The organism is Mycobacterium sp., assembly GCF_035633495.1.
Lineage (GTDB): Bacteria > Actinomycetota > Actinomycetes > Mycobacteriales > Mycobacteriaceae > Mycobacterium.
This window is the reverse complement of record NZ_DASQEU010000192.1, coordinates 51,902-69,598: the sequence shown is the minus strand read 5'-3', so window position 1 is coordinate 69,598 and position 17,697 is coordinate 51,902. Positions and strand designations below refer to the sequence as shown.

Annotated in this window: 18 protein-coding genes and 2 pseudogenes; 12 read left to right on the top strand and 8 right to left on the bottom strand. The window is 67.3% G+C overall.

What is annotated here, in order from left to right; genetic code table 11:
- Positions 1 to 3: 3 nt before the first annotated feature.
- Positions 4 to 426: a hypothetical protein gene (locus VET27_RS27380; protein WP_526523267.1), complete on the top strand. Its 423-nt coding sequence runs from the start codon at positions 4 to 6 to the stop codon at positions 424 to 426.
- Here the strand turns inward: VET27_RS27380 and VET27_RS27375 are convergent.
- Together VET27_RS27375 and VET27_RS27370 are read right to left on the bottom strand one after the other, a co-directional pair.
- Entirely contained in the window at positions 419 to 1,924 is a 1,506-nt protein-coding gene (locus tag VET27_RS27375; protein ID WP_526523266.1) for an RNA polymerase sigma factor, read from the bottom strand. The two genes, VET27_RS27380 and VET27_RS27375, sit on opposite strands and share 8 nt — an antisense overlap.
- 133 nt (positions 1,925 to 2,057) lie before the next feature.
- Positions 2,058 to 2,378, bottom strand: a complete 321-nt coding sequence (locus tag VET27_RS27370) for a hypothetical protein (protein WP_526523265.1) — start codon at positions 2,376 to 2,378, stop codon at positions 2,058 to 2,060.
- A gap of 182 nt (positions 2,379 to 2,560) precedes the next feature.
- Between VET27_RS27370 and VET27_RS27365 the strand changes: the two genes are divergently transcribed.
- Both VET27_RS27365 and VET27_RS27360 read left to right on the top strand, forming a co-directional pair.
- Positions 2,561 to 3,373, top strand: coding sequence for an acyl-CoA thioesterase (locus VET27_RS27365; protein WP_526523264.1), 813 nt, complete (start codon positions 2,561 to 2,563; stop codon positions 3,371 to 3,373).
- Between the two features lie 36 nt (positions 3,374 to 3,409).
- The gene (locus VET27_RS27360; RefSeq protein WP_526523263.1) at positions 3,410 to 4,258 is read left to right on the top strand and encodes a rhomboid family intramembrane serine protease; all 849 of its coding nucleotides are present in this window, start codon (positions 3,410 to 3,412) and stop codon (positions 4,256 to 4,258) included.
- A gap of 7 nt (positions 4,259 to 4,265) precedes the next feature.
- Here VET27_RS27360 and VET27_RS27355 read toward each other — a convergent pair whose 3' ends face one another.
- A complete protein-coding gene (locus VET27_RS27355) occupies positions 4,266 to 4,667 on the bottom strand; it encodes a hemophore-related protein (RefSeq protein WP_526523262.1) in 402 nt (133 codons plus the stop codon).
- Positions 4,668 to 4,993: 326 nt separating this feature from the next.
- Between VET27_RS27355 and VET27_RS27350 the strand changes: the two genes are divergently transcribed.
- Together VET27_RS27350 and VET27_RS27345 are read left to right on the top strand one after the other, a co-directional pair.
- Complete coding sequence (locus tag VET27_RS27350; RefSeq protein ID WP_526523287.1) at positions 4,994 to 5,920, top strand: alpha/beta hydrolase; 927 nt, start codon at positions 4,994 to 4,996, stop codon at positions 5,918 to 5,920.
- A 43-nt stretch (positions 5,921 to 5,963) separates the two neighbouring features.
- The gene (locus VET27_RS27345) at positions 5,964 to 6,392 is read left to right on the top strand and encodes a type II toxin-antitoxin system Rv0910 family toxin (protein ID WP_526523261.1); all 429 of its coding nucleotides are present in this window, start codon (positions 5,964 to 5,966) and stop codon (positions 6,390 to 6,392) included.
- Here VET27_RS27345 and VET27_RS27340 read toward each other — a convergent pair.
- Entirely contained in the window at positions 6,355 to 7,014 is a 660-nt protein-coding gene (locus VET27_RS27340) for a heme-binding protein (protein ID WP_526523260.1), read from the bottom strand. The two genes, VET27_RS27345 and VET27_RS27340, sit on opposite strands and share 38 nt — an antisense overlap.
- 223 nt (positions 7,015 to 7,237) lie before the next feature.
- On the opposite strand from VET27_RS27340, the gene VET27_RS27335 reads away from it, so the two are divergent.
- From VET27_RS27335 to VET27_RS27320, 4 genes and pseudogenes are all read left to right on the top strand, one after another.
- Entirely contained in the window at positions 7,238 to 8,227 is a 990-nt protein-coding gene (locus tag VET27_RS27335; protein WP_526523259.1) for a LacI family DNA-binding transcriptional regulator, read from the top strand.
- 87 nt (positions 8,228 to 8,314) lie between these two features.
- A pseudogene (locus VET27_RS27330) lies at positions 8,315 to 9,413 on the top strand (cytochrome P450).
- A 127-nt stretch (positions 9,414 to 9,540) separates the two neighbouring features.
- Entirely contained in the window at positions 9,541 to 9,810 is a 270-nt protein-coding gene (locus VET27_RS27325) for a hypothetical protein (RefSeq protein WP_526523258.1), read from the top strand.
- A 62-nt stretch (positions 9,811 to 9,872) separates the two neighbouring features.
- Complete coding sequence (locus tag VET27_RS27320; protein ID WP_526523286.1) at positions 9,873 to 10,766, top strand: DMT family transporter; 894 nt, start codon at positions 9,873 to 9,875, stop codon at positions 10,764 to 10,766.
- Between the two features lie 112 nt (positions 10,767 to 10,878).
- Here the strand turns inward: VET27_RS27320 and VET27_RS27315 are convergent, their stop codons facing one another.
- Positions 10,879 to 11,805 carry an SAM-dependent methyltransferase gene (locus VET27_RS27315; RefSeq protein WP_526523257.1) on the bottom strand — a complete coding sequence of 309 codons (927 nt, stop codon included), beginning with the start codon at positions 11,803 to 11,805 and terminating at the stop codon, positions 10,879 to 10,881.
- Between the two features lie 118 nt (positions 11,806 to 11,923).
- Here VET27_RS27315 and VET27_RS27310 point away from each other — a divergent pair, with 118 nt between their 5' ends.
- A complete protein-coding gene (locus VET27_RS27310; protein WP_526523256.1) occupies positions 11,924 to 12,091 on the top strand; it encodes an AMP-binding protein in 168 nt (55 codons plus the stop codon).
- Positions 12,033 to 14,081, top strand: a pseudogene (locus VET27_RS27305) (thioester reductase domain-containing protein); the annotation flags it as partial. The gene VET27_RS27310 and the pseudogene VET27_RS27305, both read left to right, overlap by 59 nt.
- Positions 14,082 to 14,159: 78 nt before the next feature.
- Here the strand turns inward: VET27_RS27305 and VET27_RS27300 are convergent.
- From VET27_RS27300 to VET27_RS27290, 3 genes are read right to left on the bottom strand one after another with little or no spacing between them, the layout of a single operon-like run.
- A complete protein-coding gene (locus VET27_RS27300; protein WP_526523255.1) occupies positions 14,160 to 15,227 on the bottom strand; it encodes an NAD(P)H-dependent amine dehydrogenase family protein in 1,068 nt (355 codons plus the stop codon).
- Between the two features lie 49 nt (positions 15,228 to 15,276).
- The gene (locus tag VET27_RS27295; protein ID WP_526523254.1) at positions 15,277 to 15,696 is read right to left on the bottom strand and encodes a TIGR03668 family PPOX class F420-dependent oxidoreductase; all 420 of its coding nucleotides are present in this window, start codon (positions 15,694 to 15,696) and stop codon (positions 15,277 to 15,279) included.
- Positions 15,693 to 16,349: a hypothetical protein gene (locus tag VET27_RS27290; protein WP_526523253.1), complete on the bottom strand. Its 657-nt coding sequence runs from the start codon at positions 16,347 to 16,349 to the stop codon at positions 15,693 to 15,695. The genes VET27_RS27295 and VET27_RS27290 overlap by 4 nt, the downstream gene beginning before the upstream one ends.
- Positions 16,350 to 16,560: 211 nt before the next feature.
- Between VET27_RS27290 and VET27_RS27285 the strand changes: the two genes are divergently transcribed.
- Complete coding sequence (locus VET27_RS27285; RefSeq protein ID WP_526523252.1) at positions 16,561 to 17,691, top strand: extracellular solute-binding protein; 1,131 nt, start codon at positions 16,561 to 16,563, stop codon at positions 17,689 to 17,691.
- Positions 17,692 to 17,697 lie beyond the last annotated feature (6 nt).

The following is a 17,697-nucleotide window of genomic DNA, read 5'->3' as shown; positions in this document are numbered from 1 at the left end:
GTGATGCGTGCGCTGTCCTTCGCATTCGGCTTGCTGATGGTGGCAGCGGGCACCGTGCAGAGCGGCGGGTCTGCCCTCGTGGTGTCGGCGGCCGCGCTGCTCGCGGTGGTGATGGGACTCGTCTCGCGCGTGGCGGCGACGCTCGGCGTGGTGGCCACGGCCGTGGCTCTGGCGCTTGCGACTCCATCGCCGGTGGTCGCCGCCATCGCGGGTGTGGCGGCGACCGTCTACCTGGTACTGCGTCATGCCAGGGGAGGTGACGCCGCGGTGGCGCTGACGGCGCCGACGGTGGTTGGGGCCCTTGGGCTTTCCGCCGTCGGCGTGCTCGGCGCAGCCGTCCCGCTGGGCCTCCCGTGGATTCCGTTGGTGGCGCCACTGGCGGTGGTCGCCCTCTACGTGATCGTGGTCGCGCCACTCGTCAGTTGAAGATCGGCCCGCCGCCGCCGTTGCAGGTGGTGTCCTGCGGGGGACAGTCGGGTTCGTCCTTCTTCGGTGGCTCGTTCTGCGAGGGCTTCGGCGGCACGGGCTTCGTCGTCGGCGGTTTGGGGGAGTCGTCAGCTGGGGGCTCGAAGACGTCGGGAAGGTCGATGACCGGTGGCGACTGCGGATCGCCTCCGTCGTCGGACTGCTCCGTGCTCTGTTTGGAGCGAGTGGTGATCGGTTCGGAGACAGTGGTTTTCGGCGCGCGCGTCGTCGTCAGCGGATCCTCGGTGGGGACCGGCTCCGGGGTGTATTCGGTGGATGGCGCGACCATGACGAAGGTGGTCGTCACGATCGGCGACGGCAGCATCGCCGGGGTGTCGCTCGGCGCGGTGCGTTTGGCGAGTGAGGGGAGTGAGGGGGTCGTGGTCGAGGACGGGGTCAACGGTTCGTGCGAGTCCGCGGGAACGACCCGGAACGCCGCCGGTGCGGCGAGCACGGCCGCGCCGCCGATGCCGATCAGCAGTAGTGCCGCGCCGAGTCCGGCGCGCAGTGGGCCGCCTCTGGCCGCGGATCCCGACCGTTTCGGTGCGGTGGTTTCGGATGGCCCGGCGAGATCGTCGGTGTCCAGGTCGCGCGGAGGCCACCACGACGCGTCGTCCTCGGGCCCGGCGGGCACGGACGCGGGGGGCTGGACGTTGACGACCGCGCTGTCAAGCGTGCGCTCGCGTAGCCAGTCGGGCGCGGGGATGACGATCGGCGTAGCACCGAGAAGAGCTGCGGGAGTGATCATTCGGGCGCGCTCGGCCTCGCAGACCACGCACCCGTCGATGTGACGGGCGACGCGTTTGCGCATCAGCACCGTGAACTCACCGTCCCACCGGTCGAGGATCGCGGCGAGTTCGGGGCAGCGGTCGGGGTCCGCCGTCGTGCGGCGACACACCAGCAGCGCACCCAACGACCGAGCGATCGTGTCGCGCAGTCGTTCGACCAGCGTGTTGGCATTGCGAGGCGTGACACCGAGGGCGTCGGCGAGTTCGGGTCCGTCGAGACCCTGGCGATACGCCAGTTCGAGTACGACGCGGTCGCGGTCGGTCAGTCCGCCGCTGGCCTGCCTGATGAGTTCGGCCAGCTCGCCGCGTGCCGCCAGGGTGGCTGGATCTGCTTCGCCGCTGGGCATGTCGGGTAGTTCCTCGCTTGGCTGTTCACGCTTGCGATCTCGGATGCGGGAGAGCGCCTCCGAGCGGGCGATCGCGTACAACCACGATCGCAACCGGTCGGGTTCTCTAAGTTGAACCAATTTGGTTGCCGCAGTCACGAATACGTCTTGCACACAGTCCGCGGCCGCGTCCCGGTCCCGCAGCATTCCGACACAGAAGTCGTGGAGCCGGTCGGCGTAGCGGTCGTAGATCTCGGCGAACGCCGCGCGGTCGCCGGCCGCCGCGGCACGGGCGAGAGCGGCGTCGTCGGCGCCACTCGTCGAGGAAGAAAGACGACCGTTCATGGGCCCTCCCCCGAGCACGTCTCAACGTGTGCCGAAGAGCTCATCATCGTCCCCCCGTGCGTGCATTGCAACGGCGAAAGACGTGGTCAGGCGGGACGTCGTCGACCACGTCCCGCCCGGCCCCGTCGGTGAACTACTGATTGCTGAGGACCGGCGGCGTGACCGGCGCCTGGGCGTACCGGAAGTAGCCGTAGATGGGTTGGTGCGTGGTGCCGAGCAGCTTCCCGTAGGTGTCGTAGACCTTGCAGATCTGGTCGAGGTCCCAACCCTGCTTCTGGGTACTGAAGACACCGCGCACCGCGCCGGTGGCGTACGCGCCAGGGTTGGTTTCGCAGGTGCGCTGGAAGGTCCCGGCGTTGGCCGGTGCACCCATTGCGAGTGCGCCGATGACGACGGCGCCTGCGCCCAGGGCGACGGTGGTGAGGCGGCGGACGGTGTCGATGCTGGCATTCATGGCGGTTCCCCTTCATTGGGCGCGGCCCGTGTGCCGCGTTCACAGGTAGGAGCAGCGCCGCCCCCGTTTCCCCTCACCTTTTTGCGAGGCAGTTTCCGGCACACTGCGACGAGGTCATCGGTGCAGGTCAGGCCAACCCCGTGTCGTGGTGTCGGCGCCGGCTCGGCTAGGGTGTCCCATCGATGACAGGTGTCAAGTCCGATGAACCCAGCTGGATCGCCCGACTGTTGGACTTCGAGCGCGGTGGCAGCGGCGGTGATGTGTTCGTCGCTCCGCAACCGCCGGCGGGGCCCAGTAGCCGGCTCTTCGGCGGTCTGATCGCCGCGCAATCGTTGGCGGCCGCCGGCGCGACCGTCGAGCCGGACAAGCACCCGCAGTCGCTGCACCTCTACTTCGTGCGCGGCGGTCAGTACGGCGTCGACGTCGAACTGAACGTCGTCCGCACTCGCGACGGGCGGTCGTTCGACACGCGTCAGGTCACCGCGGTGCAGAACGGCAAGACCATTTTGGAGATGACCGCGTCGTTCCATCGGCCGGAGATCGGCGCGGACTGGCATCCGAGTTCGCCGCCCGGCGTCGAATTCGACGACGCGGTCCCGAAGAACCCCGACCTGGGGTTCAAGGGTCGCTTCGACATCCGCGCGTCGCCAGGCGACGACTCGCCGTTCGTATTGCCGCCGTTCTGGATCCGCACGAAGGACCGCATCGAGGACGTCCCCCTGGTCCGAGCCTGCGCCCTGACCTTCATGTCCGACTTCGGGCCGGTCCCCGCGGCGCGGCCGCCGGGCGCGCCGACGGGGCCCGACGTCGGCTATGCGGCGAGCCTCGACCACGCGGTGTGGTTCCACCGCCCGTTCGTGCCACACGACTGGCACCGCTACGAAGTCAGGTCGCTGAACAACAGCGATTCCCGCGGCCTCGTCGTCGGGTCGATGTACGACCGGTCCGGCTCGCTGGTGGCTAGTACCACTCAAGAGGCGCTGTGGCGCTTCTGAGGCGGGGCACCCCGCGGGGCTGGGAGACTATGGAGTGTGAGCACACCCAGCACGCCTAGCGCGCCCGCAGCTCCACCGAGCTGCTACCGGCACCCCGGCCGGGGAACCTACGTCAGCTGCACCCGCTGCCAGCGCTACATCTGCCCCGACTGCATGCGATCCGCCGCCGTCGGCCACCAGTGCGTCGAATGCGTGAACGAGGGCGCCAAGTCGGTACGGCAACCCAGGACGGCCTTCGGCGGCAAGCAGGCGAACGTCCCGGTGGTCACCTACGTGCTGATCGCCGTCAACGTCCTCATGTTCATCCTGCAGAAGGCGGTGCCCGGGGTCTACGAGGCGTTGGTCCTGTGGCCGGTGGGGATCGCCGTCCGCGGGGAGTGGTGGCGCCTCGCGACGTCGGCCTTCCTACACGCGGACCTGATGCACATCCTGTTCAACATGTGGGCGCTGTGGGTGATCGGTCCAGCCCTCGAGCGTTGGCTGGGACGGACCCGCTTCATCGTGCTCTACGCCTTGGGTGGGTTGGGCGGATCGGTTCTGGTGTACCTGCTCACGCCGATCAACGTGCCGACGTTGGGAGCCTCCGGCGCCATCTTCGCGCTCTTCGGCGCCACGTTCACGCTGGCCCGACGGCTCAACTTCGACGTGCGGTGGATCGTCGGGCTCATCGTGATCAACCTGGTCATCACGTTCGTCGTGCCCTCGATCAGCTGGCAGGGCCACGTCGGTGGGCTGCTGACCGGGGCGGCGATGGGCGGGGTGTTCGCCTATGCGCCCCGCAACAATCGCGTACTGATCCAGACGGTGTTCTCGCTCGCACTCCTGGCACTGTTCGCTGCGCTCGTGTGGTGGCGAACGACCAGCATATTGGCGGGTTTCGGCTAGCGCCGGGCTACGGGCTGGGCGGCGCGCCGCAGCGGTTCTTGAGGTCGAGCAACGGCTGGCGGATGCCGGTCATGTCGTTCTTGATATCCGGGTGGACGTTCAGATAGTCCTTCATCTGCTTCGACAACTGATCCTTGGGAAGCCCCTCGAGGCTCGTCACGAACCAGTTGTAGTCGGGGTGGGTGAACAAGTAGGCCGACGTCGAGGCGTCGACGCCCGTCTTGACGCCTTCGAGGTCCGCCGCGGTGCAGTTGGGCGGATTGAGCGCCGGATCCTCGTTCGCGAAGGCGGACGGCAGGTTTCCGAGCAGTGTCGTGCCGATCAGCCCTCCGGCGAGGAGGGCCCCGCCGGTGAGGCGACGCGCGAGGCGTCCAGACGACGCCCGGGCGGATGATCCAGAAACTGACATGGACGTGCTCCTTTGGTGTTGTAACCGAGTTTGCCGTGACGGACGTCGAGCTGCATGTTTCACGAGTCGATTCACAGGTCATTGGCGCATCGCTCACAGCAGGCACGCGGGCGGCTCCCATGTCTCGATGCGTCGTCATTCGCGGAACGCCTCGATAACAAGCCGATTACACCGTGCGTGGGCGGCGAGGTGCGATTTCGCCGCGCTGCTAACTTGCCGAGGACCGGATGCGCGAAAGAGGGGATCCAGAGGTGTTGGCGACGATCGTTGGTGGGGTTCGACGCGGGTGGACGCGACGGCTGACCGTGTCCGCGCTCGTCCTCGCCATGATGCCGGGTCTGCTGGGCACGGCCGGGCTGACACCGACGGCCGCGGCCTACTCACGTGAGGGCCTTCCCGTCGAGCAACTCGACGTGCCGTCGGCGTCGATGGGTCGCAACATCCGCGTCGAGTTCCAGGGTGGCGGGCCGCATGCCGTCTATCTGCTCGACGGGTTGCGCGCGCAGGACGACGCCAACGGCTGGGACATCAACACCGCCGCGTTCGAGTGGTTCTATCAGTCCGGGCTCTCGGTGGTGATGCCCGTCGGTGGGCAGTCCAGCTTCTACACCGACTGGTACCGGCCCGCGACGGGCAGCGCCGGAACCAGCACCTACAAGTGGGAGACGTTCCTGACCCAGGAACTGCCCGCCTATCTGGCCGCGAACAAGGGCGTCGCACCGACGGGCAACGCGGTCGTGGGCTTGTCGATGTCAGGTGGTGCCGCGCTCACCCTGGCCGCGTTCTACCCGACGCAGTTCATCTTCGCCGGCTCGCTGTCGGGATTCCTCAACCCGTCACAGGGCCTGTGGCCGACCATGATCGGCTTCGCCATGAAGGACGCGGGCGGCTACAACTCGACCGACATGTGGGGCGTCGCGAGTGACCCCGCATGGCGACGCAACGACCCGATGGTGAACATCCCGACGCTGGTCGCCAACAACACCGCGATCTGGATCTACTGCGGCAACGGGCGGACCTCGGATCTCGACGCGCCCGGGGACTTCGGCGTCCAGTACAGCGCGCAGTTCCTCGAGAACATCACCATTAACACCAACAAGGAATTCCAGAAGCTGTACCTCGCGGCGGGTGGGCGCAACGCGGTCTTCAACTTCCCCGCGAACGGCACGCACAGCTGGGCTTACTGGGGTTCGCAGTTGCAGGCGATGAAGCCCGATCTGCTCAGAGTGCTCGGCGCCACTCCGCCTGCGTGACGCATTTCTGGTTGACCGACGTCAGCGCAGGGTAGAAACGGGCATGGCCAGTGTCGACGTGTCAGTGACCTCGAACCTCTCACCGGACACCGCGTGGAAGCTGGCGTCCGACCTGCACCGGTTCGACGAGTGGCTGACCATCTTCGGTGGTTGGCGCAGTCCCGTGCCCGACGTCGTCGAGCAGGGCACCGAGGTGTCGTCCCTGATCAAGGTGAAGGGATTTCGCAACACCATCCACTGGGAGGTGACCGGGTACGACGAGCCCAAGCGGATCGAGATGCACGGTCGCGGCTTCGGCGGCGTCCGGATCTCCCTGGCGATGACGATCACCGACAACGAGCCCGGGTCGACGTTCCACCTGCTGGCTGAGCTCTCCGGCGTACTGCTCAACGGCCCGGTGGGCTCGATGGTGGCCAGGTTGCTCCACGCCGACGTCAAGCGGTCGGTGGAGAACCTGGCGAGACTGCACTGACGGGGATGGCAACTTCGTTGCGGCGCAGCAACGGCAGCGTCCACGGCGGGTCGTAGAACCATGCGATCGGCTCGCCACTCTCTTCGAAACCATAGGCGCACAACGTGTTTCGAAGCTGCGCTAGGTGGCTGGCCACGGCCTGAGGATCACGGCTGCCGCTGAACCGCAGGACGGCGACGGTCTCGGGCGGCACTTTCACCAGGCGGACGCGGTCGTCGTCCGGGGTCGGTAGCCGATCCATCGTCCACTTGCCAGGCATGTAGAAGCGGATCACCCAGTCGCCGTCCGATCCGGCGGACTGGGCGACGGGCGCTGTCATGGCGATATTCGTGCCCTTCGACGTCTGCTGAGCCACCGGCGCCGTCATGGCGATCTTCGTCTTCTCGTGGTTCGCACCGAAGATGTAGCCGGCCAGCCGTCGGAAGCCTGCGTTGCGCGCCGCCTCCTCGCCGGCGGTCACCGTCGTCTCGGCTGCGATGCGCGCCTCGTAGGTTCGGATCTCGACACCGTTGCCGAGTTTCTCGACACCGTGCGGCGGCTCCTCGGTTCCGGTTCTGACGCCGACTATCGACAGCGCGGACTCACCGATCTGGATTGGCAGCTTGAGAAGTCTGGTGAACACTCCAGAAACCTACTCCCGCCCGGCGATTTCGGCGTGTTCAGTTGCGCTGGCCGCGACCGAACACGCCCAAGTCCGGGCGGCTCAACTCTCGAGGAACCCGACGTTGTCCGCGAGCGCGCCTCTACCGCATCTTCCCGACCCGGCGACTTCGGCGTGTTCAGTTGCGCTAACCGCAACTGAACACGCCCAAGCCCTGGTTCGGACCACCTGCCATGATGACCCGATGGGCGTAAGGGGAGCGGCGAGGCCAACCAAGGCCGACGTCGCGCGGCTCGCCAAGGTCTCCCCGGCCACCGTCACCTACGTGCTCAACGATGTCGCCGGCCAGACGATCTCGGCGCAGACCAAGGCGGCGGTGCACGCCGCGGCCAAGGAGCTCGGCTACCGGCCCAACCTCGCGGCACGCAATCTCGCGGTCGGTGGAAGCGGCGTCGTCCTCTACGTCGTTCCACGAATCTCGTTGGGCGATCTGCTCATCGAAGTCGGCAGCCGCCTGACCGCCGCACTCGGCCGCCACGGCGTGGTGCTGTCACTGCAGTTCGAGACGGAGGACGGCCGCAACGTCGTCGACGCGATCGCCGACCTCAATCCGATCGCCGTGACGAGCGTGTTCCCGCTGAGCGGGCGGGCGCTGGACGCCGTCACCGAAGCGCGGGTCCCGCAGATCCATCTCGGCAGCGCTCAGCTGCACGCAATGGGAAGGCTGCACACCACGATCGGCGAGATGCGGGTCGAGCACCTCGTCTCGAGGGGTCACCGCCGGTTGGCGTTCGCGTTCTCCGACGTCCAACACGTGCGGCCGTTGGGCGAGTACTGGCTGGAGGGCCTGCGCGTCGCGGCGGCCCGCCATGGCCTGCCCGACCTCGTCGTCGGCACGGTCGCCAGAGACGGCACCGATGCCGCCGACGTGGTTCGCGGCTGGGTCGCCGACGGTGTCACCGCGGTGTGCGCCGACAGCGACGAGACGGCGATGGTGTGCCTGCACGGTGTGCGCGAAGCCGGGTTGCGCTGCCCCGAGGATCTCGCGGTGATGGGCGTCGACGCCAGGGCACTCGGCGCCGTCAGCGGGCCACCCCTGACGTCGGTGGCCTTCGACGCCGAGACGATCGTCGACGTCTCCACGGCGGCGATGATGACCGAGCTCGGCTATCCGCCCGTGCGCGAGCCGAGCAGTGACAACGTCGCGCGGCTGATCCAGCGCGCGTCGACCTGACCCCGAGGAACCTTGTCGTGCGTTCGCCGAGCCTGTAACTTACGCGTGTAAGCAGTTGCTCGCACATCGCCCAGAGAGGCGGACTCCGTGACGGTCGGCGCCACCAGTGACGTGTACTTCGACCCCTACGACGTCAAGATCAACGCCGACCCGTATCCGACGTTCCGACGGCTGCGCGAAGAAGCGCCGCTCTACTACAACTCGCAGCACGACTTCTACGCCCTGAGCCGCTACGCCGACGTCAACAAGGCCATCGTCGACCACGGGACGTTCGGTTCGGCTCGGGGTGCCATCATCGAACTGATCAAGGCGAACATCCCCATCCCGCCGGGTGTGCTGATCTTCGAGGACCCCCCGATCCACGACATCCACCGCAAGCTGCTCGCCCGGATGTTCACCCCGCGCAAGATCGCCCTGCTCGAGTCGAAGATCCGCGGATACTGCGCGCAGAGCCTCGACCCGTCGTCGGCACCGGGAAGTTCGACTTCGTCACCGACCTCGGTGCACAGTTGCCGATGAAGACGATCAGCGCCCTGATCGGCATTCCGGAGGCGGACCAGGAAGCCGTCCGCGAACACGTCACCGGGCGGATGCGCACCGAGGCGGGCAAGCCGATGAAGGCCGCCGAAGAGGGGTTGGTGACGGGCGAGATCTTCGCCGACTACATCGACTGGCGGGTCGACAATCCGTCCGACGAAATCATGACCGAGTTGCTCAACGTCGAGTTCGCCGACGAGACCGGCACCACCCGCAAGCTCACCCGCGAAGAGCTCTTGACCTACCTCAACGTCGTCGGCGGAGCCGGAAACGACACCACCACGCGCTGATCGGCTGGGCCGGAAAGGTGCTCGCCGAGCATCCCGATCAACGCCGCCAGCTCGTCGAGGATCCGACGCTGATTCCCAAGGCCGTCGAGGAACTCGTCCGCTTCGAGCCCCCCGCCCCGCACGTCGCGCGTTACGTCACCCGCGACGTCGAGTACTACGGCCAGGCGGTGCCCGAGGGCAGCGCCATGATGATGCTCATCGGCGCGGCCAACCGCGACCACCGTCAGTTCGGGCCGGATGGCGGTGCGTTCGACGAGAATCGCGAACCGCGCGCACACCCAGGATTCAGCGTCGGCGCCGAGTTCTGCCCGACGTCGACGATCCGCGGTTGGGACAAGATGCCTGCGACCGTCGGGTGACCGCCAACCCGATGTGACGTGGCGATTGTTGACACGCGTCCGGCGACCGAGGTCACGTTGTGAACTGTGCCACCGCGGCTAACCTGGTCGCAGGCGATCGCCCAGCCATCCAATAGGGGAGCGGGATATGGCAATTCGAGTACTGCCCTACGTCACCGTCGAGGTCGACGACCGTCTTCGCCGACGGGTGCGGCACTTCACCGATCAATTGCGGATCAACGTCCGGTCGTATCTGCTCAGCGCCGCCGACGACGTCGACATGGCGGGCGACAAGGTCCGCAATCTGTGCGACGTTGCAGTCAACCGCGTGGACGACGTCGTAGCCAAGGTCGGCGACCGCATCGATCCCGCGGCGCGCCGTGACGCCGAGCAGGCCGCTCGAGTCGAAGCAGGCTAGCGACACCTCTACGGTGGTAATGACAGGGGATGTCGCATCACCGATGAAGGGTGTCTAGGACGTTGTTGGGCCACGGACTGGTCGTCCTCTTCGCGCTGTGCTCAGCCGTCTGCATGGCCGTCGGAATCGTCCTGCGGCAACGCGCCACGATGGACGTGCCCTCTGATCAGAGCGTGAGCACGCGCATGCTCGCCACCCTGTTGCGGCGGCCGATCTGGTGGGCCGGCACTGCGGTGGCCGTCGCCGGCTACGTGTTCCAAGCCCTCGCCCTTATCAAGGGATCGCTGATCCTCGTCCAACCGCTTCTGGTGTCGGCGCTGCTGTTCGCGTTGCCGCTCAGCGCCCGGCTCGCAGGTCGTCGCGTCACCCGTCGGGAATGGCTGTGGGCGGGACTGTTGACGGTGTCACTGGCCTTGTTCATCCTGCTTGCCCGCCCTGGGCCCCCGGACCGGCCGGCAACGTTCCTGGTGTCGACGATCGTCGGCGTGGTCTGTCTGGTAGTGATCGTCGGTTGCGTCGTGGTTGCGCAGCGCTTTGAGGGTTCGCAGCGGGCGGTGTTGTTCGCCGTGGGCGTCGGTGTGCTGTTCGGCGTCGTCGCCGTCGTCACCAAGGCCGTCATGCACCTGCTGGACCAGCGCGGCGCCATGGGACTTCTGGCCACCCCGGCGCCCTACGCGCTCGTCCTGCTCGGTGTCGTGGCCACGCTGTTGCAACAGTCCGCCTTCCACGCGGGCGCACTTCAGACGTCGGTGCCGACGATGCTGGTTCTCGAGCCCATCGTCGCCGTATGTCTGGGCGCCGTCGTGCTCGGCGAGGAACTCGACGTCGGCAATTACGAAATGATCGCGCTCGTGTTCGCCGCGGCGGCGATGACCGCGGCGACCTTCTCGCTCGGGCGCGGCGAGGGCGCCTATGCAGCCGAACTCGAGATCAAAGCCGCTCGCGCCAGCGTGTGACTGAGCGCGCCACATTGTTCCCCCGCGAGCGTGCGCAAACTCCCGTTCGTCGTCGGCGTTTCGTCCGCAGACACGCACGCTCGCGGGACTTGTGGGCGCCGTCAGCCGAACGTCAGCCGAACGTCGACGTGTAGTACGTGACGCCGTTCATGGTCGGCTGATCGTCGTCAGTTTGCGGGATCGCATCGAAACCGTTCGCGGCCAAGAGTTCGGCCATCGGCGTGCCGACGGACGTCCAGCCCCGCGCATCGAGGTACTGCCCGACGTCGTGGCGTTCGCCCTCGAACGTCAAGTCCACGAAGTCGAGATCGAAGCCGTGTTCGCGCCACTTGGCCGTGGCGTCCCGCATGCGCCCGCGCGCCTCGTCGGGGTCGACCTCGGCGGTGTTCGGCACGGCCTCGCTGCCCAGCCGACTGCCAGGCGCGCTGAGCGAGGTGACCGCGTCGAGCAGACGGTCCTGTGCCTCGGGCGGCAGATAGCCGTACAGGCCCTCGGCGATCCACGCCGCAGGCTCTTTCGTGTCGAAGCCGGCGGCCTTGAGCGCGGTCGGCCAGTCCTCGCGCAGATCAATGGCCACCGTGCGCAGGGCCGCCTTGGGCTCGGCGCCCAGGCCGGACAGCGTCGTCGTCTTGAAATCGATGACCGCCAGTTGGTCGATCTCGAACACCGTCATACCTGCCGGCCAATCCAGCCGGTAGGCGCGGGCATCGAGGCCGGACGCCAGGATCACGGCCTGCCGGATGCCTGCGGCGGCAGATTTGGCGAAGAACTCGTCGAAGTATCGGGTGCGCGCGGCCATCGCGGCGGGCATCTGCGCCAGGCCCCACGCGGTGCCCTCTTCGTCGACGTCCGAGGAGGTCAGTTCGCCGGTAGCCCAGCGAGTGAGGAAGTCCACCCCGACCGCGCGCACCAACGGTTCTGCGAACGGGTCGTCGATCACACCCGCTGCGGTCGCGATCGCCCGAGCCGCCGCCACCATGGTCGCCGTGGTGCCCACGCTGGTGGCCAGGTCCCAGGTGTCGTCGTTGGTCCGTGTCATCGTGCACCTCTCCGTCGTTTTACTTAGTGAGCGTAACAAAAGGTTGGCGTAGCAAGCTCGTTCACAGGAAACTGTCGGGTCAAGAATTTTGGGGCATATCTTTAGTTTTGCTAACGTTGTGTCCATTGGCGAGGCAACGACGCCGGCCGTCGGCGAAGGGGACGATCCGCTCGCACTGCTCGTCTACACGTCCGGCAGCACCGGTACGCCCAAAGGCGCGATGTATCCGGAGACGAAGGCCCACCGCCGAGGTGTTCGACGCCGACGGTTACTACCGGACAGGTGACGTCGTCGCCGAAATCGCCCCCGACCACCTGCAGTACCTGGACCGTCGCAACAACGTGCTCAAGCTGTCCCAGGGTGAGTTCGTCACGGTGTCCAAGCTCGAGGCGGCCTTCACCGACAGCCCTCTGGTGCGTCAGATCTACGTCGACGGCAAGAGTGCGCGGCCCTACCTGCTGGCCGCGGTGGTGCCTACCGATGATGCCCAGTCACGTTACGGCGCAGATGAACTCAAGTCCGCCATCGGCGCGTCGCTCAAGGAAGCGGCACGCATCGCGGGTTTGCAGTCCCACGAGATCCCGCGCGACTTCCTCGTCGAGACGACGCCCTTCACGCTGGAGAACGGTCTGCTGACCGGCATCCGCAAGCTGGCCTGGCCGCGGCTGAAGGAACACTACGGCGCAGAGCTCGAGCAGCTGTACGTCGACCTGGCCGACGGCCAGGCGGGCGAACTGCGCGCTCTGCGCCAAAGCGGCGCCGATCGGCCGGTGCTGGAGACCGACGCCCAGTTCACCGATCTCGGCGGAGATTCGTTGTCGGCGTTGACCTTCGCCAACCTGCTGCACGAGATCTTCGGCGTGGCCGTGCCCGTCGGCGTGATCGTCAGCCCGGCCAGCGACCTGGCGGCCATCGCCGCCTACGTGGAGACCGAACGGGCCGGCGGCTGCAAGCGGCCGACCCATGACGCCGTACACGGTCGCGACGCGACCGAGGTGCACGCCCGCGACTTGACGCTGGACAAGTTCGTCGACTCCGAAACCCTCTCTGCCACTGCGTCGTTGCCCGGTCCTGCCTCCGAGGTGCGGACGGTGCTACTGACCGGTGCCACCGGATTCCTGGGCCGATACCTGGCCCTGGAGTGGCTGGAACGCATGGACCTGGTCGACGGCAAGGTGATCTGCCTGGTGCGCGCCAAGTCCGGTGCAGAGGCGCGTGCCCGTCTGGGCGCGACGTTCGACAGCGGAGACCCGAAGCCGCTGGCGCACTACCACGAGCTGGCAGCCGAGCACCTCGAGGTGTTCGCAGGCGACAAGGGCGAGGCCCACCTCGGTCTGGACGATGCGACCTGGCAGCGACTGGCCGACACCGTCGACCTGACCGTCGATCCGGCCGCACTGGTCAACCACGTGCAGCCGTACAGCGAACTGTTCGGACCTAACGTGCTGGGCACCGCGGAGCTCATCCGCATCGCGCTCACGACGAAGATCAAGCCCTTCGTCTACGTGTCCACGATGGCCGTCGGCGCGGGTATCAACCCCGCCGACAACAGCGAGGACGCCGACGTCCGCGTGGTCAGCGCGACCCGCAAGGTCGACGACAGCTACGCCAACGGTTACGGCAACAGCAAGTGGGGCGGCGAAGTGCTGCTGCCCGAGGCGAACGAGCACTACGGTCTGCCCGCGTCGGTGTTCCGCTGCGACATGATCCTAGCCGATACGACGTACGCCGGTCAGCTGAACCTGCCCGACATGTTCACCCGCATGATGCTCAGTCTGGTGGCGACGGGCGTTGCGCCGCAGTCGTTCTACGAGCTGGACGCCGAGGGCAACCGGCAGCGGGCGCACTACGACGGCCTGCCCGTGGAGTTCATCGCCGAGGCCATCTCGACGCTGGGCTCGCGCGTTGTCGAGGGCTTCGAGACGTACCACGTGATGAACCCGTACGACGACGGCATCGGCATGGACGAATTCGTGGACTGGCTGGCCGAGGCCGGCTACCCGATCCGGCGCGTCGAGGGCTACGGCGACTGGTTGCAGCGCTTCGAGACGACGCTGCGGGCGCTCCCCGAGAAGCAACGCGCCGCGTAGCTGCTGCCGCTGCTGCACAACTACCAGTCACCGGAGCATCCGATCAACGGGTCGATCGCCCCGACGGACCGGTTCCGCGCGGCCGTGCAGGACGCAAAGATAGGGCCCGGCAGGGACATTCCGCACATCCCGGCGCCGGTGATCGTCAAGTACGTCACCGACCTGGAGCTGCTCGTCCTGCTCTAACCGCTCACCGAAACTGCATTCCCTGCGGCCAAGTCAACCGCTTGCCGACAGGGAATGCAGTTTCGGCGTGGGGGTGCGCTAGGCGTTGCCGAAGCCAATGAGGCTGCGCACCTGAGGAAGTGTCGCCGTCGTCGCGAAACCCGGTGCGGCCGAACACACCGCGGGCACTGCGTTCAGCACCTGCATGCCCGTCGCGACGTTCGCGGAGTTGACGTGCTCCAGCATCGACGCGTCCCGTTCGAAGCTCGCAAGCGACAGGAAGTGCGCTCGCATCGACGGATCGCCTTCGATGGTCAGCGTCCACCCGTGCTGAGGCTTGGGCCAGTGCGAGGGGTACTCGTTGCCGACCGTCCACAACGTCTCGATCTCGACGAGCGGCCGACCCTGCCGCCGCCCGACCCAGTTCCACCGCTGACCCGACGTGGTCCCGGCGCGCAGCACGTGATCGAAGATCTCGTGGTCGTGTTCGGCGGCCACGGCCTCGACGCTCGCCGTCACCTCGTCGATGCCCGCGTGCAGCGCATCGGCCAGCAGCCACACCTGCTCGGTGAAGATCGAGCTGTTGAAGGCCAGGAAGTCGTTTGCGGTGACGCTGATCTCGTCGACCGGCTGGCCGAAGCGCATGTTGTCGAACGTGATGGCGGTGCTGTCATAGACCGACCAGTCGGCACGCTCCTGGAGCTTGAGCGTGTCGATGGTGCGGCTCATTCCCGACAACGCCAGCGGCAGTGCGCCCGACAGGTTGCCGGGGTTGAGGCCACAGCCATGCACGCTGGTGCCACCCTTGAGGCAGGCGGCCAGTATCCGGTCGCGATCCCTGAGGCGAATACGGTTGGGGTGGAACAGAAAAGCGGTCGTGACGACGTTCTTGCCGCTGGCGAGAATGGCGCACACCTCGCTGATGGACGTGAGGCGCGGCGTGTACACCACGCAATCCGCGTCGAGGTCGAGCACACGCTCGACGTCGGTCGTGGCGAGCACGCCGACGGGCTCGCGGCCGATCAGCGCGCCCGCGTCGACGCCGTCCTTGTCGTCGGAGTACACCTTGACGCCCACCAGTTCGAGCCCCGATCGGGGATCAAGGATGGTCGCCAGCACTTCCTTGCCGACCGCGCCGGTGCCCCACTGGATGATGCGATGTGCCATGCCATCACCGTCGCACGTCGACCGTCGGCGCGTCCGCGGATCGGGACCCTTACGCGTGCCAGGACGACCAGCGGCTCACGGCCACGGTCACGACCGGCCCGTCGAGCGCGACCCGTTCGTACTGGGGATACACGTGCCGCAGCGCCGCATAGCCGATCGCCATCTGCTCGCCGCTCTCGTGGACGGTGGCGACCCCGTCCGCGCGGACCCACCACAACTGCGTCCAGTCGGCGTCGTAGTGGTCGGCCAACAGGCTCACCCTGGGATTGGCGGCGATGTTCGCCAACCGCCGCAGGCGATGGGTGGACTTCCGCTTCGCGTCGACCGCGGTGTACACGGTGGCCTCGTCGCCGACGGTATTGACCGCGAACACCACGGGTACCACGTGCGGTGCGCCGTCGGCACCAACCGTCGCGAGCGCCGCGACGGGTGACTTCGCGAACAGGTCGGCCGCGTCGAACGCGATCAACGCGACGGCTTCTGCGGGCTCACGCTCAGGGGCGAGCGGGTGACGTTGATCTCGGGCTTCTTGGTCGGCCTGGGCTGCTGGCGCACGATGACCGGCGCCCGCTCGATCTGCGAGGCCGAGGGCGGCGGTGGCGGTGGCGGTGGCGGTGGCGGCGGTGGTGGTGGTGGCGGTGGCAACGGCACGTCGCCCGTGGTCGAGGGGGCCGTCGAGAGGGTCGGTGCCGTCGAGGTCCCGCTGCTGGGCACGGTCTCGTCGCTCGGCGATCCGCGGAACGCGAGCAGGACCACCGAGACGACGAGCGCGATCGCGGCCACCGACACCGACACCAGTACCGCGAGGGACTTTCCCGTCCGGTACCACGGCGTGGGCATGGGCTTGAAGTTCCAGGTGCTCGCGTTGAACGCGTCGAACGCCCGCTCCTCCGACTCGGTGGGGGGCGCGGGCTCGATCCACTCGGGGTCGACGGGCGCGTCGGCGGACTCCACGTCGGCATCCTGATCGGCGTAATCGGGCTCGTCGAACAGGTACCCGAAGTCGCCGTCTGCGGCGCGTGCATCGACGTCGTCGGGTGGGTCAACGGCCAACTGATCCGTGTCGACGGTGTCGACAGGATCGTGCAACCTGGCATCCCCTGAGGCCTCGCTGTCAGCCACCCTCTGATGCTAGGTGTTCACCTGCGCAAATGCGCGACCGATGCCGAATTCGCCCTGCGCGTCGAAGAATCTGGGACGTCGCCCTCGAACACCTGCCGCGCTGCGGGCCCACCGGTAAGGTCCCAGGCGAGGTTGGTTAGTTCACCGTCGCGACCATGCGCCGTCACCTCAGCGCCACCGTCTCGCATCCCGCCCATAAGAAGGTTCGCCCATGAAGAAAACTCGGCTCGCCAGCGCTCTGGTCCTCCTGGTTGCGAGCGGCCTCGTCGCCTGCGCACCGCCCCAGTCGAAGGACCAGGGCGAGAAGACCTCCTCCGGCGTGAACGCGAGCGAGGCCACGTCGGCCGCCGACTTCGGCGGGGAGAACCTGTCGGGACTGATCGACGCCGCGAAGAAGGAAGGCGAACTCAACGTCATCGCGTTGCCGCCGGACTGGGCCAACTACGGCGCCATCATCAAGGCGTTCGGTGACAAGTACGGCATCAAGGTCAACTCGGCCCAGCCCGACGCCGCCAGCCAGGACGAGATCAATGCCGCCACCCAGCAGAAGGGCAAGTCCACGGCGCCCGACGTCTTCGATCTCGGACAGGCCGTCGCACTGGCCAATACGGCGATGTTCGCGCCCTACAAGGTCGAGAAGTTCGACGAGATCTCCGAGGCGATGAAGGCGCCCGACGGCGCCTGGGTCAACGACTACGGCGGCTACATGTCGATCGGCTACGACTCGGCCAAGGTGCCCGAGATAAAGGGTGTCGACGACCTCCTGGGGCCCGACTTCAAGGGCAAGGTCGCGCTCAACGGCGACCCGACCCAGGCCGGTGCGGCGTTCTCCGGCGTCATGATGGTGGCCCTGAGCCAAGGTGGCTCGCCCGACGACATCGCGCCCGGGGTGACGTTCTTCGGCAAGCTCAAGGAAGCCGGCAACTTCCTGCCCGTCGACCCGACGCCGGCCACCATCGAGTCGGGCCAGACGCCCGTCGTCGTCGACTGGGACTACCTCAACGTCGCGGAGACGAAGAAGCTGCCGTCCTGGAAAGTGGTGATCCCGCCGAATGCCGCGCTGGCGGGCTACTACTACCAGGCCATCAACAAGGACGCCCCGCATCCCGCGGCCGCCCGGCTTTGGCAGGAGTTCCTCTACAGCGACGAGGGCCAGAACCTGTTCCTGCAGGGCAGCGCGCGCCCGGTGCGGGCCGACAGCATGGTCACCGCAGGCACCATCGACATGACCGCCTACCGGCAGCTGCCACCCGTCGACGGCGCGGCGACCCACGTCTCGGAGCAGCAGAGCGACGCGGCGAAGAAGTACCTCGAAGCCAACTGGGCGAAGGCGATCGGCTGACCGTCC